The organism is Acinetobacter haemolyticus (genome assembly GCF_900406815.1).
Taxonomy (GTDB): Bacteria; Pseudomonadota; Gammaproteobacteria; order Pseudomonadales; family Moraxellaceae; genus Acinetobacter; species Acinetobacter haemolyticus_A.
In genome coordinates this window covers 130,530-146,223 of record NZ_OVCN01000004.1, presented here as the reverse complement: position 1 = coordinate 146,223, position 15,694 = coordinate 130,530, and the positions used below count along the sequence as shown (strand labels likewise).

17 protein-coding genes are annotated in these 15,694 nt (G+C 41.3%); 6 read left to right on the top strand and 11 right to left on the bottom strand.

Annotated features, from left to right (window positions below; genetic code table 11):
* Positions 1 to 61 precede the first annotated feature (61 nt).
* Genes purC through dapA form a run of 3 tightly spaced genes read right to left on the bottom strand, consistent with a single transcriptional unit; the run spans position 62 to position 2,328 of the window.
* Positions 62 to 781 (bottom strand): phosphoribosylaminoimidazolesuccinocarboxamide synthase, encoded by a 720-nt coding sequence (gene purC / locus DK207_RS04220; protein ID WP_004637244.1) that lies wholly within the window; start codon positions 779 to 781, stop codon positions 62 to 64.
* Between the two features lie 35 nt (positions 782 to 816).
* Positions 817 to 1,419, bottom strand: a complete 603-nt coding sequence (locus DK207_RS04215; protein WP_109440141.1) for a lipoprotein-34 precursor (NlpB) — start codon at positions 1,417 to 1,419, stop codon at positions 817 to 819.
* Positions 1,420 to 1,434: 15 nt separating this feature from the next.
* Positions 1,435 to 2,328 carry a 4-hydroxy-tetrahydrodipicolinate synthase gene (dapA, locus tag DK207_RS04210; protein ID WP_109440105.1) on the bottom strand — a complete coding sequence of 298 codons (894 nt, stop codon included), beginning with the start codon at positions 2,326 to 2,328 and terminating at the stop codon, positions 1,435 to 1,437.
* Between the two features lie 272 nt (positions 2,329 to 2,600).
* Between dapA and pncA the strand changes: the two genes are divergently transcribed.
* The 3 genes from pncA to DK207_RS04195 all read left to right on the top strand — a co-directional run bounded on the left by pncA (position 2,601) and on the right by DK207_RS04195 (position 4,673).
* Positions 2,601 to 3,260: a bifunctional nicotinamidase/pyrazinamidase gene (gene pncA / locus DK207_RS04205; RefSeq protein WP_109440104.1), complete on the top strand. Its 660-nt coding sequence runs from the start codon at positions 2,601 to 2,603 to the stop codon at positions 3,258 to 3,260.
* Between the two features lie 88 nt (positions 3,261 to 3,348).
* Entirely contained in the window at positions 3,349 to 3,813 is a 465-nt protein-coding gene (locus DK207_RS04200; RefSeq protein ID WP_109440103.1) for an Lrp/AsnC family transcriptional regulator, read from the top strand.
* 221 nt (positions 3,814 to 4,034) lie between these two features.
* Positions 4,035 to 4,673: a YitT family protein gene (locus DK207_RS04195; protein WP_109440102.1), complete on the top strand. Its 639-nt coding sequence runs from the start codon at positions 4,035 to 4,037 to the stop codon at positions 4,671 to 4,673.
* Positions 4,674 to 4,731: 58 nt separating this feature from the next.
* On the opposite strand, the gene glmS is transcribed toward DK207_RS04195, so the two are convergent.
* The 8 genes from glmS to DK207_RS04155 all read right to left on the bottom strand — a co-directional run bounded on the left by glmS (position 4,732) and on the right by DK207_RS04155 (position 12,986).
* Positions 4,732 to 6,570, bottom strand: coding sequence for a glutamine--fructose-6-phosphate transaminase (isomerizing) (gene glmS, locus DK207_RS04190; protein WP_109440101.1), 1,839 nt, complete (start codon positions 6,568 to 6,570; stop codon positions 4,732 to 4,734).
* 12 nt (positions 6,571 to 6,582) lie between these two features.
* Entirely contained in the window at positions 6,583 to 7,947 is a 1,365-nt protein-coding gene (gene glmU / locus DK207_RS04185; RefSeq protein ID WP_109440100.1) for a bifunctional UDP-N-acetylglucosamine diphosphorylase/glucosamine-1-phosphate N-acetyltransferase GlmU, read from the bottom strand.
* Positions 7,948 to 7,969: 22 nt separating this feature from the next.
* Positions 7,970 to 8,491, bottom strand: coding sequence for a phosphatidylglycerophosphatase A (locus DK207_RS04180; RefSeq protein WP_109440099.1), 522 nt, complete (start codon positions 8,489 to 8,491; stop codon positions 7,970 to 7,972).
* Positions 8,469 to 9,386 carry a thiamine-phosphate kinase gene (gene thiL, locus DK207_RS04175; protein ID WP_109440098.1) on the bottom strand — a complete coding sequence of 306 codons (918 nt, stop codon included), beginning with the start codon at positions 9,384 to 9,386 and terminating at the stop codon, positions 8,469 to 8,471. The genes DK207_RS04180 and thiL overlap by 23 nt, the downstream gene beginning before the upstream one ends.
* A gap of 14 nt (positions 9,387 to 9,400) precedes the next feature.
* Complete coding sequence (gene nusB / locus DK207_RS04170) at positions 9,401 to 9,850, bottom strand: transcription antitermination factor NusB (protein ID WP_004679125.1); 450 nt, start codon at positions 9,848 to 9,850, stop codon at positions 9,401 to 9,403.
* Positions 9,851 to 9,853: 3 nt separating this feature from the next.
* Positions 9,854 to 10,324 carry a 6,7-dimethyl-8-ribityllumazine synthase gene (ribE, locus tag DK207_RS04165; protein ID WP_004637206.1) on the bottom strand — a complete coding sequence of 157 codons (471 nt, stop codon included), beginning with the start codon at positions 10,322 to 10,324 and terminating at the stop codon, positions 9,854 to 9,856.
* A gap of 11 nt (positions 10,325 to 10,335) precedes the next feature.
* Positions 10,336 to 11,457 (bottom strand): bifunctional 3,4-dihydroxy-2-butanone-4-phosphate synthase/GTP cyclohydrolase II, encoded by a 1,122-nt coding sequence (gene ribBA, locus DK207_RS04160; protein WP_109440097.1) that lies wholly within the window; start codon positions 11,455 to 11,457, stop codon positions 10,336 to 10,338.
* Between the two features lie 254 nt (positions 11,458 to 11,711).
* Positions 11,712 to 12,986, bottom strand: a complete 1,275-nt coding sequence (locus DK207_RS04155) for a hypothetical protein (RefSeq protein ID WP_109440096.1) — start codon at positions 12,984 to 12,986, stop codon at positions 11,712 to 11,714.
* Between the two features lie 86 nt (positions 12,987 to 13,072).
* On the opposite strand from DK207_RS04155, the gene serB reads away from it, so the two are divergent.
* From serB to DK207_RS04140, 3 genes are all read left to right on the top strand, one after another.
* Positions 13,073 to 14,293, top strand: coding sequence for a phosphoserine phosphatase SerB (serB, locus tag DK207_RS04150; protein WP_109440140.1), 1,221 nt, complete (start codon positions 13,073 to 13,075; stop codon positions 14,291 to 14,293).
* A gap of 410 nt (positions 14,294 to 14,703) precedes the next feature.
* The gene (aciT, locus tag DK207_RS04145) at positions 14,704 to 15,039 is read left to right on the top strand and encodes a ciprofloxacin tolerance protein AciT (protein WP_004637201.1); all 336 of its coding nucleotides are present in this window, start codon (positions 14,704 to 14,706) and stop codon (positions 15,037 to 15,039) included.
* Positions 15,040 to 15,181: 142 nt separating this feature from the next.
* A complete protein-coding gene (locus DK207_RS04140; RefSeq protein WP_109440095.1) occupies positions 15,182 to 15,661 on the top strand; it encodes an SCP-2 sterol transfer family protein in 480 nt (159 codons plus the stop codon).
* Positions 15,662 to 15,694 lie beyond the last annotated feature (33 nt).

Here is a 15,694-nt window from a genome sequence, read left to right as displayed (position 1 = left end):
TAACCCTTTTAAACTGCCATAAAAAAACCAGCAAATGCTGGTTTTTTTATTTTAGTATTGTTTAAAGGTCATCTAAATTAATGCCTAAACGTGCTGCAACTTCTTCATAAGCTTCAACCACACCACCTAGACCTTGGCGGAAACGATCTTTATCTAATTTCTTCTTGGTGTCTTTATCCCATAAACGGCAACCGTCTGGAGAGAATTCATCACCCAGTACGATGCGATCGTGGAACACACCAAATTCAAGTTTGAAATCAACAAGGATCATATTACCCGCGTCGAATAATGCTTTAAGCACATCATTTACTTGGTAAGTAAGTTCTTTCATTTTTTCAAGTTGATCAGCAGTGGCCCAGCCTAAAGCAATGGCTTGTGACTCATTGACCATTGGATCGCCAAGTGCGTCATCTTTGAAGAACAACTCAAATGTAGGAGGTGTAAGCTCTTTACCTTCTTCAACGCCCAAGCGACGGCAAAGTGAACCAGCAGCATAGTTACGGATCACACACTCAACAGGGATCATCTGAAGCTTTTTAACCAACACTTCAGTAGGAGAAAGTAATTTTTCGAAGTGGGTTTCGATTCCTGCTTCAGCCAACTTTTCCATGATAAAGGCGTTAAAACGGTTGTTGACCTTGCCTTTACGATCTAGCTGCTCGATTTTTTCGCCATTAAATGCCGAGGCATCATCACGAAAGACTAAAATCAGATGATCAGCGTTATCTGTCTCATATACAGATTTTGCTTTACCAGTATAGAGCAAGGTTTGTTTTAACATGGGGGAACCTTTTGAAAAATATGCCTAGTAAACGACTAGGCTGGCCAATTTTGGTAAATCTGGGCTAACACTTCAGTTGCAACCGCTTGGTCTGCAAAGGTGGCGTCAGGCTTAAATAGGGCGATGGTGTTGTTTGAACCCACAGCAGAGAGCTTTAACACATAGGTTTGGTTGTCAACCTGAATCGTTGCTTCGTAGCCATTATTGGCTTGAGAAATCACTTTGTAGTTAAGGCTATTTAATGTTGCAAAGGCATATTGCCATGCAGCAGCAGTTGGGCCTTCAACTTTCAGTAATGGATTGCGGTTTCCATCCATCACCAGTTGCGGGCGACCGAGTGTCGCCACGTTATCATCTGGGTTGCTTGCTGGCGTTTGCATCGACTCAGGACGTGGTAAGGCATAGCGCTTGCCTGTCTTATTTTCAAAACTCGGTGCATGTTGGATCGCTAATGGGTCCACGGTTGGGGCAGGATACAAAGGCGTAAATGGTCTGACCGCTGCTCCTTCAGGGAATTTGAGTGGTTCAAGTGCTTCCGCTTTTTTATAATCTAAAGAGTGATTATTTAAGGCAAAGCGACCACAACCAGCCAAGCTCAATGCTGAAATGACTAGGACTATACCAACACGTAATTGCATCATAAATTGCTCGTATTAAATAATTCCCGCAACTTTTAAGTCAGCGCGGAGAGGTTCACGATATTGTTCTGCCAGAGTGGTTAATGGAAGGCGTACACCCGTTCCGATATATCCCATCTCATGCAATGCCCATTTCACAGGAATTGGGTTTGATTCGCAAAACAAAATATTGTGTAGATTTGCAATTTGTTGATTCAAACTTTGCGCTTTTTCTTTATCGCCAGCGAGCGCTGCTTCACAAACGTCGCTCATTTGTTTAGGTGCAACATTGGCAGTAACTGAAATATTACCTTTTGCACCAAGCAAGATTAATTCCCAAGCAGTTTCATCATCGCCAGAGTAAACGGCGATTTTACCATTTAAGCCATCAATCAATGCTTTACCGCGTGGCACGTCACCCGTTGCATCTTTAATTCCGACAATGTTTTTTACATCAGCAAGACGAATCACTGTTTCGTTCTGCATATCAACGCCAGTACGACCTGGAACATTATAAAGAATTTGTGGAAGATCAACAGCTTCAGCAATTGCCTTATAGTGTTGATATAGGCCCTCTTGGGTCGGTTTATTATAATATGGAGTCACAAGCAAAGCTGCATCAGCGCCAAGTTCTTTGGCTGCTTTTGTCAGTTCAATCGCTTCGTGAGTTGAGTTTGCACCTGTACCTGCAATAATCGGGATGCGTTTATTGGCCACACGAATCACTTCTTTAATGACTTGTGTATGTTCTTCCATGCTTAATGTAGACGCTTCGCCCGTTGTGCCAACAGCAACAATACTATGTGTACCTTGTTGGATGTGCCACTCAACGAGCTTCTCAAGGCTCTTCCAATCTACGCGACCATCTTCAAACATAGGGGTGACGAGTGCGACAATTGAGCCTTGAATATTCTGTGCTAGCTGAGTCATTTTAAAAAAATATCCTATTTTTCCATCCGAGATTGAGATAATTAAAAACGAATATGGGATGGATGCAGTATTTTGATTCGTCGTTCAACAATAGAGTAGAAGTTGAATGACAATTATGCAAATTATGACTGATCGGAGACATAAGAACAATATGCTTTGGTGAAACTGTCGAAAACTTTAAGTCATCTTTCCACGAATTTCGTTATGATCAATGCGATGATCGGTGTAGTCTGATCTATAAGCAGGGTTACAATTCACGTAAGGAGCTGAGGGTGAGTCATCAAACATCAACGTTATTGAAAAATGCTGCATTGATTGTGGTAGATGTCCAAAATGGCTTCACACCTGGCGGAAACCTAGCGGTTGCCGATGCGGATCAAATTATTCCCTTGATTAATCAACTTGCGCCTAAGTTTGAACATGTGGTACTGACGCAAGATTGGCATCCAGATCAGCATATTTCTTTTGCAGATAATCATCAAAACAAGCAACCCTTTGAGACGATTGAATTGAGTTATGGGACTCAAGTGTTGTGGCCCAAACATTGTGTTCAAGGGACACATGATGCTGAATTTCATTCTGACCTTCAGATCCCAACAGCACAGTTGATCATTCGAAAAGGTTTTCATCAGCATATTGATAGTTACTCTGCATTTATGGAAGCAGATCGTCAAACACCGACAGGATTGAATGGTTACCTCAAAGAACATCAGATCGATACGGTATATATTGTTGGAATTGCTACAGATTTTTGCGTGGCGTGGACAGCGATTGATGCTGCGGATTTGGGCTTTAAAACCTATGTGATTGAAGATGCTTGTAAGGCGATTGATTTGAATGGTTCTTTATCACAAGCATGGCAGCAAATGTTAGCCAACGGCATTATTCGGGTTCAGTCGAATTTGATTTTCACGGAAACTCGTGACAACTAGGCTCAAAAGGTTAAACTTTTGAGAAGTGTTGAATATCGCCTATACACTTTACCCCCATGCCTATCTAGATTTGAAAATTGAGAATTTTATGATTGAAGAGCTGGATGAATTTGACCGAAAAATTATTCATCATTTACAGTTAAATGGACGTTTGGCTAATCAAGAGTTAGCTGAATTGGTGGGATTATCTACCTCTCAATGCTCACGTCGCCGTATTCAACTTGAACAGAAAAAAATTATTACTGGTTATTATGCTCAGGTTGCTTTGAGTGCCGATCCGACACCTATCATGGGAATTATTGAAGTGAAGTTGCAGAATTATAATGATGCAACCCATGACCGATTTGTTGATTTCCTTTTACACGAGCCTGCAGTTAAAGATATTCATAAATTAACAGGCAGTTATGACTTCGCACTTAAAGTTGCAGTTCGAAATCTGGATGAGATGGTCAAACTGATCGGGACACTATCTTCAAGTGACTTTGGTGTGAGTAATTTAAACACCTCGATTGTCTTAGAAAAACTTAAAGAGAATGGTATTGCCACGAAATGAGGGCATAAAAAAATGAAATAGAAATACTTGATATGTGGAACAAACCTCATTGCATTAAAATGGGGCAGTACATACCTAATCTATTATTATGAAAATAAATTGCATTTATGATAAAAATATAAGAATAAATTGCGCAAATTAAATAAAAATGATCAAATATGCCACATCTTTCTTTGAAAGATTTCTCTCCCTGTGTTGTTCTCCTATTGAGTTTTTCCTGTATGAATACCGAGCAAAATATATCTTTGGTAAGTGCCGTCACGCCTGTGGTTGAGCAACATTCCAAGATAGAAGATGCACTTGCGATGTTAATTGGCACATTTATTCTTTCTTTTGCCATGATCTTGTTAAAACAAGCAGGAATCATGACAGGTGGAACTGCGGGTTTATCATTGTTAATTCATTACATTACTGATGTTCAGTTCGGTATTTTATTTTTCTTGATTAATATCCCTTTTTATTATTTTGCCTATAAAAAAATGGGACTTGCTTTGGTGGTCAAGACCTTTATCGCAGTCGCTTTACTGGCAGGTTTTACTGAAACTATTCCTCACTTTGTGCAGCTTTCGACTGTACATCCGCTCTATGCAACCGTTTTTGCGAATGTGTTGATGGGTGTCAGTTTTTTGATTCTATTTAGACATCGTTCTAGTTTAGGTGGAATTAATTTGTTGGTGCTGTATTTGCAAGAGCGCTTTCAGTTGCCTGCTGGAAAGGTACAAATGGGAATAGATGTTGCTATCTTATTAACGTCTTTATTTTTTGTAGAATGGCATTTAATTTTAATTTCAATTTTGGGTGTAGTGATCTTAAATTCGATTATTTTACTGAATCATAAAACCACACGCTATGTGGCTTAAAAGCTGGGCAGTATTGATAAAATAAAAGGAGGTATTTAACCTCCTTTTATTTATTTGATTATTCTACAGTTACACTCTTGGCAAGGTTCCGTGGTTGATCAACATCAGTCCCACGTAAAACCGCAACATGATAAGACAATAATTGCACTGGAATACTATAAACAATTGGTGCTAACCATTCGCAAACGGTTGGAATATGAACCACATGTTGGCGATCTTTTGCCTGCACACCACTATTTTGATCTGCAAATACAAACAGTTCACCACCACGTGCTTGAACTTCTTCCATATTAGATTTCAATTTATCCAACATCTGATCTTGAGGCGCTAAAATGACCACTGGCATTTCGTTATCTACCAATGCCAATGGGCCGTGCTTTAATTCACCAGCTGCATAGCCTTCCGCATGGATATAGGAAATTTCTTTAAGTTTTAAGGCACCCTCTAATGCGATTGGGAAATGTGTTCCACGACCCAAGAATAGACAGTGGTTTTTCTCAACGAATAGCGTAGATAAACGTAGAATGTCGGTATCGCATTGTAAAGTATCTAAAATGACTTTAGGGCAATGCCACAATCCACTGATAATCTCGGTTAATTGAGTTTCCGCAATTTGTTGTTTGACTTGACCGATCTTCAGAATCAAAAGCATTAATGCCGCTAACTGCGTGGTAAATGCTTTGGTTGACGCAACTCCGATTTCGGGACCTGCCAAAGTCAGTAGATGATGATCTGTTTCACGCACCATGGATGAGGTTGCCACGTTACAGATGGTCATCGTGCTAATGTAAATCTCTTGTGCTTTTGCACGTTTTTGAACTTCACGCAATGCAGCTAAGGTATCCGCTGTTTCACCTGATTGAGAAATACAGATATACAGTGTATTGGCCACAATCACAGGATTGCGATAGCGGAACTCACTTGCAATCTCGATTTGACAAGAAACTCCGATTAATTGTTCAAACCAATATTTGGCAATCATGCCCGCGTGATAACTGGTACCACAAGCAATGATTTGTACTTGCTGGATCTTACTAAAATCAGCATCCGCATGGCTGAGGAAGTCATTACGTAGCGTATTGCCATTGAGCGCCTGGGAAATGGTTTGTTGAATTGCTTCAGGTTGCTCATAGATTTCCTTAAGCATGAAATGCTTATATTCACCTTTTGAGGCATTGCTTACCGTTGCATCCAGTTCTTTCACTGGACGTTCAACACGTTCACCATTCACAAATACTTCAATGCTGGTACGGGTTAAACGAGCAATATCACCTTCTTCTAAATATACGAAGCGGTTCGTGACAGGAAGTAATGCCAATTGATCAGAGCTAATAAAGTTTTCACCGATACCCACACCAATCACTAGAGGTGAACCCTCACGCACAGTAATCAACTCATCTGGATGTTCAGTATGAATAATACCAAGTGCATACGCACCTTTAAGCTGTGGAACAACTTGTTGGACTGCCTCAAGTAAGCTATCTGTGTTCTTGAGCGCATCATTTACAAGGTGTGCGACCACTTCAGTATCTGTTTGTGACGTAAATACATAGCCTTGCGCTTGTAATGCATCTTTGAGTTCTTGATAGTTCTCAATAATACCATTGTGAACGACAGCCACATTGCCTGAGATATGAGGATGAGCATTATTTTCGGTTGGTTTTCCGTGTGTCGCCCAGCGGGTATGTGCAATCCCGATGTGACCTGTTAGCTTTTGTTCTGAAACAGCTTCATCTAAATTTGCGACTTTACCAACACGACGCTCACGGAGGATTTTTTGATTATTTAATAATGCTAGACCTGCGGAATCATAGCCGCGATATTCTAGTCGTTTGAGTCCTTCAATCAGGATATCGGTTACACAACGCTCTGCTACGCCACCAACAATACCACACATATAATTATCCTCTTATTTTTTCAGCTTTTGGGGACGTTGATAATTTGCTTTTTCAAACTGCTTAGATCGTTCGACAGCTAAACTATGCTCAGTCACATCGCGAGTCAGCGTCGAGCCCGCACCAGTTGTTGCACCGTGACCAATTTTGATCGGTGCAACCAATGAGTTGTTTGTCCCAATAAAAACATGATCTTCAATAATGGTTCTGTGCTTGTTTGCACCGTCATAATTACAGGTAATGGTACCCGCACCGATATTACAATCTGCACCGATGTCCGCATCACCTAAATAAGTAAAATGATTAGCTTTAGAGCCTTGACCAATATTGGAATTCTTCACTTCAACAAAGTTACCAATATGTACTTCGTTGGCTAGGTTTGCACCTGGACGTAAGCGTGCAAAAGGACCAATCTGGGTATTTTCACCCACCACAGCGTTTTCAAAAATGCTATAGGCTTGAACTTTGGTGCCAGCAGCAATACGGGTATTTTTTAAAATACAACCCGCACCGATTTGAACGTTATCACCCAGCTCACAATCCCCCTCAATGATCACGTTGACATCAATTTGAACGTCCTGACCGCAAGTTAAACTACCGCGAAGATCAAAACGATTTGGGTCAATGAGATGTACGCCTTGTTGCATCAACTCTTTGGCTTGTTGAAGTTGGAACTGGCGCTCTAAAGTCGCCAATTGTAAACGGTCATTGACGCCTTCAACTTCAAATTCTAATTCAGGTTGAATAGACGCGATTTCTAGACCGTCAGCAACTGCCATTGCCACAATATCAGTCAGGTAATATTCACCTTGCACATTGTTATTTGAAAGTTTCGGTAACCATTCATGTAATTTGGTGTTACTTACACAGTAAATACCTGTATTGATTTCATGGATTTGGCGTTGCTCTTCGTTGGCATCTTTATGTTCAACGATCGCCTGAATCTTGCCAGCTTGGCGCACAATACGACCATAGCCTGTAGGATTGTCCACATCGAGTGTGATCATGCCAATCCCAGATTCAGTTGATACTTCAAGCAGTTGTTCAAGGGTACTTTGGCGAACTAAAGGCACGTCACCATACAGAATTAAAGAAATACCCTCTTGTGGTAATACAGGCAGTGTCATCTGAACCGCATGACCTGTGCCCAGTTGTTCGGCTTGTTCAACCCATTCAATGTGTTCTTCAGCAAAACTTTGTTTAACTAGCTCTCCGCCATGCCCATAAATGGTAATAATATTTTGTGCATTGAGTTTTTTAGCAGTTTGAATCACATGGCCGAGTAAGGGACGACCAGCGAGAGGTTGTAATACTTTTGGTCGTTGTGAACGCATTCGCGTTCCTTTCCCTGCAGCAAGAATAATAACTGTTGTTGACATGCCTAACTCTAGTATCAATTGTTTAAGTTAAAAAATAAAAATGAATCATCCAAATACAAAGTGCTGCCCATAGCCCAGCGATAATATCGTCGAGCATGATCCCTAAACCACCAGAAACTTTCTGATCGGCCCAACTGATTGGAAAGGGTTTCCAGACATCAAAGATACGGAATAATATAAAACCAACAAGGATCCATAACCCATTCATTTGCTGTACATATAACAAGGGTAAAAGCGCGATAGATTGCCCCGCAAATTCATCCCAGACAATTCTTCCGTCATCGTGCACGTTGATTACTTTTGCGGTATGTCCACAAATATAAATACCAATCAAAGACATAAGAATTACAGCTACAATAGTTGCGCCGAAGCCCAGTTGCAGCCAAATTGGAATAAAAAGTAAAGCAAATGCAGAACCAAAAGTACCGGGTGCTTTAGGCGCTAAACCAGAACCAAAACCGACACCGCAGAAAACGATGAAACGATCAAACCAAGTCATTTGATTAAAGTGTATGGGTGGTTTATGCAAAGTGTTGGTATCCATGAACATGTAATGGGTAAGTTTCACCCATGTACTTAAATAACAATCCAGTTTGTTGGGTAATTTCGCCGATTATTGTAAGCGGAACATCTAAAGATTGTCGCAATAGTTTTTCATAGTTTTGCGGTGATATTGTAAAGCATAATTCGTAATCATCACCGCCTGCCAGCGCATAATGCCAAGTTTTTTGCATTTCAAGCGATTTTAGTGATTCATCTATTGGAAGTTGGTCCAGCTGTAATATGGCACCTTTATTCGATGCTTTTAAAATATGTCCCAAATCTTGCGCAAGCCCATCTGAAACATCAATCATACTTGATGCCAATCCCTTGAGTTGCTGCCCTAATAGACAACGCGGCGTTGGATAGTCTAAACGTTGCTGTAAGGGATGCCCTAAATGCTGTAATCCAAATGCAGCATCTCCCACTTGTCCACTGACACAAATATAATCACCCACTTGTGCACCAGCCCGTGTAACGGCTTGACCTTGTTCAATCCAACCAAGCGCAGTGACACTAATCGTGAGTTGTGTGCTTTGGGTGGTATCACCACCAATTAAAGAGACACCGAACTGATCGCAGCATTCAAACAATCCCTGACTGAAACCTGCTAACCAATCCTGATCAACTTCAGGTAGGCTCAACGCCAGTAAAATACTATGGGGTTTTGCACCCATGGCTGCGAGGTCGGATAAATTGACTGCAACACTTTTCCAGCCAATTGCATGGGCAGAAGTATCTAAAGGGAAATGTCGGCCAGCAACTAATGTGTCTGTACAGATCACCAGTTGTTGTGCGGGAGGAGGGGTAACAATGGCTGAGTCATCACCAATTCCTAAACTCACATCAGCGTTTGATGGGCGTTTAAAGTATTGGTCAATAATTGAAAACTCAGCCATAGTACACAAGCCTATTATTTTGCTTGTTGTTTTTCAGCTTCACGAAGCTTTGATGAAAGACGGTCTAATACACCATTGATATATTTATGACTGTCTGCACCACCAAAGTGTTTTGCTAGCTCAATTGCTTCATCAAGTACTACTCGGTACGGAACTTCGAGGTGATCTCTTAATTCATATGCACCTAGTCGTAACGTTGCAAGCTCTACACCATCCAGTGCAGATAACTCACGGTCAAGTACAGGAATGAGTAACTCATCTAAAGCTTCATGTTGAGCAACCACTTGAGTGAGCAATTCATGGTAATAGTTAAGGTCAACTTTGTGCATGGCATTTTCTACACGGGTACGTGCTTCAATTTCATGAACAGGATTTTGACTCATTTGCCATTCATAAATCCCTTGTACAGCAAAACGACGTGCTTTGCGTTTCGCTGCATAAGCGGCCTGAAGTGTTTGCGACATGCTTTAAATTGCCTTTAATAAGTTAACCATTTCGATTGCAGTCAATGCAGCTTCGCTACCTTTGTTTCCTGCTTTCGTACCAGAGCGTTCGATTGCTTGTTCAATACTGTCGGTTGTTAAGACACCATTGATGACAGGCATTGTGCTTTCAAGTGCAACCACACCCAAACCTTTCGCACATTCGCCTGCAACAAAATCAAAATGTGGTGTACTACCACGAATCACTGCGCCTAAAGCGATGATGGCATCAAATTTATTCGATGCAGCAAGTTTTTTCGCAACGATAGGAAGTTCCCATGCGCCTGGTGCATGAATCACGGTAATTGCATCTTCTGCAACACCATGACGTTTTAGGGTGTCGATTGCACCTTCAAGTAAATGTTCAACTACGAAGCTGTTGAAACGACCCACTAAGATCGCATAACGACCTTCGCTTGCGAGATGTAATAAACCTTCAATTCGGCGAATTGCCATAGCAACCTCGATTATTTTGCTGTGATTTGATCGGCAGTGATATATTCCACTACCTCTAAATTAAATCCTGATAAGGCATTGAAACGCAGCGGTGAGCTGAGCAGTTTCATTTTTTCCACACCTAGATCACGTAAAATTTGTGCACCTACACCAATGGTTTGATATTGCTGCGATAAAGCCGCATTTGATTTCAATGGTTTTGGTTGATTGAGATGATGGATCGCATGACCCACATCTTCTAAATGGTCTTGACCAATCCAAACCAGTACGCCACGTTCACTTGCTGCAATGGTCTTCATGGCAAGATCAAGATTCCATGCGGATGAACCATCTGCTTTTTTGAGTTTTAACAAGTCACGTACAGGATTGAAGCCATGTACACGCACGGTGGTCACGCCTTCTTTTGGTTCACCCTTGACCAATGCCAAATGAATGTCAGGGTCACCAATTTCGCGATATTTATATAATTCGAATGTACCGTATTCTGTCTCAATGGTCTCTTGAGATAAACGTTCTACGGTTTGTTCGTTGGTCATGCGATAATGAATAAGATCTGCAATGGTTCCAATCTTTAAACCATGTTTTTCAGCGAAAATTTCCAAATCCGCACGACGTGCCATGGTACCGTCATCATTGATAATTTCACAGATGACAGAGGCTGGTTCTAGACCTGCAAGGCGCGCAAGATCACAGCCTGCTTCGGTATGTCCTGCACGATGTAATACACCACCTGGTTGTGCCATCAATGGGAAAATATGCCCAGGCTGGACGATATCACTTGGTTTGGCATGTGCTGCAACCGCTGCATGAATAGTATGCGCACGTTCAGCCGCAGAAATACCCGTGCTAATGCCTTCTGCTGCTTCAATAGAGAGCGTGAAATTGGTGGCGTGTTGTGCACCGTTTTGATCAACCATTAAAGGAAGATTGAGTTGTTTGCAGCGTTCACGGCTGAGGGTTAGGCAGACCAAACCACGTGCATGAGTAATCATGAAGTTAATATCTTCAGGACGTACATGAGTAGCAGCGATAACTAAATCACCTTCATTTTCACGATCTTCATCATCCATCAGGATGACCATTTTGCCTGCACGAATATCTGCGACAAGCTCTTCAACACGACTCAGCGGCATTCGCTTTCACCTTTGATGTTGCCTTTTCAGGCACTAGTATTCGATAAATCTGGCATAGTTTAACGCATTTTAAAAAATTTCGCCTGTGCTTCTTTATCAATTCAAACGACAGCCTTGGGAGCAATGGATTTCATATTCCACAGCGACTGCAAATACAAGAGGTTCATACCTAATCGCAGCACATAAAAAACCCATGCAGCAGCTTGTGATGCATGGGCGACGAGTATGGTTTAATCAATTAAATACCTAACGGATTAAGACCCGGTTGCCGCTTTGGCTTTTTTACCCATCAGAATCTCAGTCCGTAAAGTTTGCGCTAGGGTTGCACATTCTTCATTCATGCCATTAATCATAAAGGCATGACGGGTCATGATATTACTTGGATTTGGCATCGCCACCAATTCATAATGATTTTGAATGGTTTTGAGTTGCTCATGGTTCAAATGCAAGGCGGCTTCTTTGGCATGGATATGTTGTGTTAAACGCTTTGCAGCCTCAACAGCATCCAATTGCATCGCATCGACAGCGCTCGCAACAGCTCCACGTGTTTGCAGCGCAAAACGTTTGTCTTCGCGATAACGTTTGTATAAGACATCTGACAATAATTGGAACACGGCACCGACCATCATCAAACATTCAAGTGCTTCAGGTTGTTCGGAGGTTGTCGATAAGGTTGCACCCTCCGCACAAAATTCTTGTACCACATGAATCTGTGAGGCATCAATTTGATAATGCTTGGTTGAAAGATCAATACTTTTATCGAGGAACAATTGGCATAGTTTAAAATATGGCACAGAAACAGATTGATTGACGCTATTCAATAGCTGTTTTGGATCATAAAACTGGATGTTTAAAGCCAAGCTGTGATCCTCGAGTTGAGCAGCTTCACTTGGTTTTTTCTCAACGCGAGATTTGTTTTGTGCTTTTGCCGGTTGTTGTGCTTGTGCAACCAAAGTAACAGTATTTTGCTTTTCTAAAGCAAGCGCTTGAGTTAAGCGTTGAATCTCATGTTTCAAATGATTTTCTTGGTTAATGCGTGTCAAATATTCACTACGGGTTGGACGTGCGATCACCCGATATGCTAACCAAATCAGGAAGTGAAGGAATAAAGAAGCAAAAATGGCTAACCATTGCGTCCGTAAGATTTCACCGATACTGGGCTGAATCAACGTAATTTCAACGGTTCCGACTTTCTTTTCATTTTGCAGCGCATCACGTACAAACACTTCGCCTTGACGTGTTTTTGCCATACCACTGGTTGCAAGTACTTGTTTATTTGCATCTAAAATCCGAATCGAGGCAACACTTGGATTGGTTGCATAACGATTGGCAACCAAGGCCAATGAAACCGTATTGGCAGGTTCTAATTCAGCAAGACTGTCGGTCACCAACTGACTGGTCATCAACTGTCCTTGGCTGGCGCGATTTTCATTGAGTTGATGGGTCGTTGCAATCACCAATAAAAAGGTATGCAATGCAAAACTTACGATCAGTAGGCTAGCAAATAGCCCTTGGCGAGGCGCATTCAAGTTAAACTTCCAAGGTAAATAGATTTAGGTTCGGTTATGTTATGATTCTTACACAAAATAGTTGTCGCTCAAACACGAGTCAATTCATGCGAGAAATCATTCTTATATCCTTTCTAGGACCAGATCAACCGAATCAGTTTACTCGATTAATGCAGGTACTCTCCGTACATTCTTTGCAAATACTCGATGTTGGTCAGGCTGTTATCCATAATCAACTGACCCTTGGGATCGTTGTGGCATCAGATAACGAGACTGCAACAGCATTGGCAATGAAAGAGATTTTGATTTTAGCACATGATATTGGTCTCACTGTGCGATTTAAACCAATCTCCAACGCAGAATATGATCAATGGGTGAGTGAGGGTGGACGTACACGTTATATCGTGACTGCGCTTGCACCTGAATTGACTGCAGAACACTTGCAAGCTGTCACCCGAATTGTGTCGAGTCAAGGCTTTAATATTGAGACTGTGACACGTCTATCAGGTCGTTTGGGATTAGATGAGGAAAGTCCATCCCCACGTCGTGCCTGTGTGCAATTCGGTTTAAGCGGGCAAATGCTAGATGCACAAGCGATGAGAGCGGCGTGTTTAAGCTTGTCAGGTGAGTTAAATATTGATGTTGCTGTACAAGAAGATAATGCCTACCGTCGTAACCGCCGTTTAGTCTGTTTTGATATGGATTCAACCTTGATCGAGCAAGAAGTCATTGATGAGCTCGCATTAGAGGCAGGGGTGGGAGAGCAAGTTGCTGAAATCACAGAACGCGCGATGCAAGGTGAACTTGATTTTCAACAAAGCTTCCGTGCGCGTGTAGCACTGTTAAAAGGTTTAGATGCTTCAGTTTTACCGAAAATCGCAGAACGTTTAACCGTGACTGAAGGGGCAGAGCGTTTGATTTCGACCTTAAAAGCTCTGGGTTATAGAACTGCAATTTTATCAGGTGGGTTTCAGTATTTTGCTGAATATTTACAAGACAAACTTGGAATCGACGAAGTACATGCCAATTACTTGGATGTTGAAAATGGGGTAGTGACAGGGGAGGTTCATGGCGCGATTGTTGATGGTGCGCGTAAAGCTGAATTGTTACGCCAATTGGCCGAAAGAATGGGGATCTCGCTAGAGCAGGCAATGGCAGTAGGCGATGGTGCGAATGATTTGCCAATGCTGTCGATAGCAGGATTAGGGGTCGCATTTCGCGCCAAACCTTTAGTACGTCAAAATGCCAATCAAGCAATCTCAAGTGTTGGTTTAGATGGTGTATTGTATCTATTAGGAATGCATGATAAAGATTTGAATCGCGCCTAATTAACGATTTTATGCTTCAATCATGCCGCTTTTTTTAAAGCGGCATTGTTTGTTTTAGCAGCGTCAAGATTTGGTCATAATTATGTCTAAATGTATAGAAAAACAACGATAAAAAAATTCGAAAAAAAGTTTTTTTAAGCTAAAAAATAACGATAGTTTTTTGTAATGACACGCTGCAATTGATGCTATATAGAGATTCAGGACTTTTGTAATTTTAAAAAATGTAATGACAAAAACATATTGCGACAGCTTGTGTCGTAGGGCTAATTTCAAGCTCTTTTTTTCTAAAAAAAACCCTCCATAATGCATAAAGACGCAAATGCAATACGTAGTACTGTTTGAGATTTACAGAACAATTATGAAGAGGTCTGCGCAAGACACAGACCATCCCTTTAAAGACGGAGGTTTCTATGGAAGCAGCGAATTTCACCATGTGGGTTGGATTTGGCTTAATCGCTGTCGCAGTTATTGCTGTTTTCTTTTCTCCTTATCGTCGTTGGTTAGGTTTTATGTTGGCGGGTATGCTCTGCTGGGGACTGTTAGAAGTCGTACGTTTTGGAGTACAAACGATCTTCGATATATCAGTCGCCTATAGCTATCTGACTGCTTTAAGCCTTGCGATGGTAACGGTTACATTTATTCTTTTACGTGAAGACAAACAAGCACAAAAACAGCTGGCAAATCGTCAGTATATTGAACATACACCTGTATATAAGGATGATCAGCAACAATGTTCTAGCCGATAATTTATAATAATTCGAATCGCAACAAAGGCATGCTCAGCATGCCTTTGTTGCATTCTGTGACAAAGCTTTGGCTGTCCTATATACAATTGTGCTAGGATACTGTTGTCTTAATTTTCATCATAATACTATAGGCATAAATGTCATGAAGCTTTCTTCTTTACCAGTGGTTAAGTTACCTATCGTTGATGTGAGCACAGATCCGCTTGATTTGTTGGTGGCGGGTTTGGCGTTACGTATGAAACAATTGGCACGTACTAGCCCTAAGTTTATTGAGTTGGTTCATGACCGTGAATTCCGTATTCAAATTGGTACGGATTTAGGTATGGCGCGCCAAATTCTTGTTAATCATGGCAAGATTGAAACAATTGCAGGTAATCCAGAACAAGCAGATTTTATTTTACAGTTTGCATCTAGCGAGCAGGGTGTAAAAACTTTATTAAAAGGTGATCCAACAGCTTTTATGACTGGAATGCAAGATGGCAGTATCAAAATGGAAGGTGACTTTAGCCTGTTAGTTTGGTTTAACCAAGCTGCTAAATTGATTCCACCAAAAGTACCGAAACCAGTGAAAGAAAAAATTCGTCAAGCACGCGCATTTATTAAAGAAAAAACAGGCAAATAAACTGATTTAAAAAACTCCCTGAATGGGAGTTTT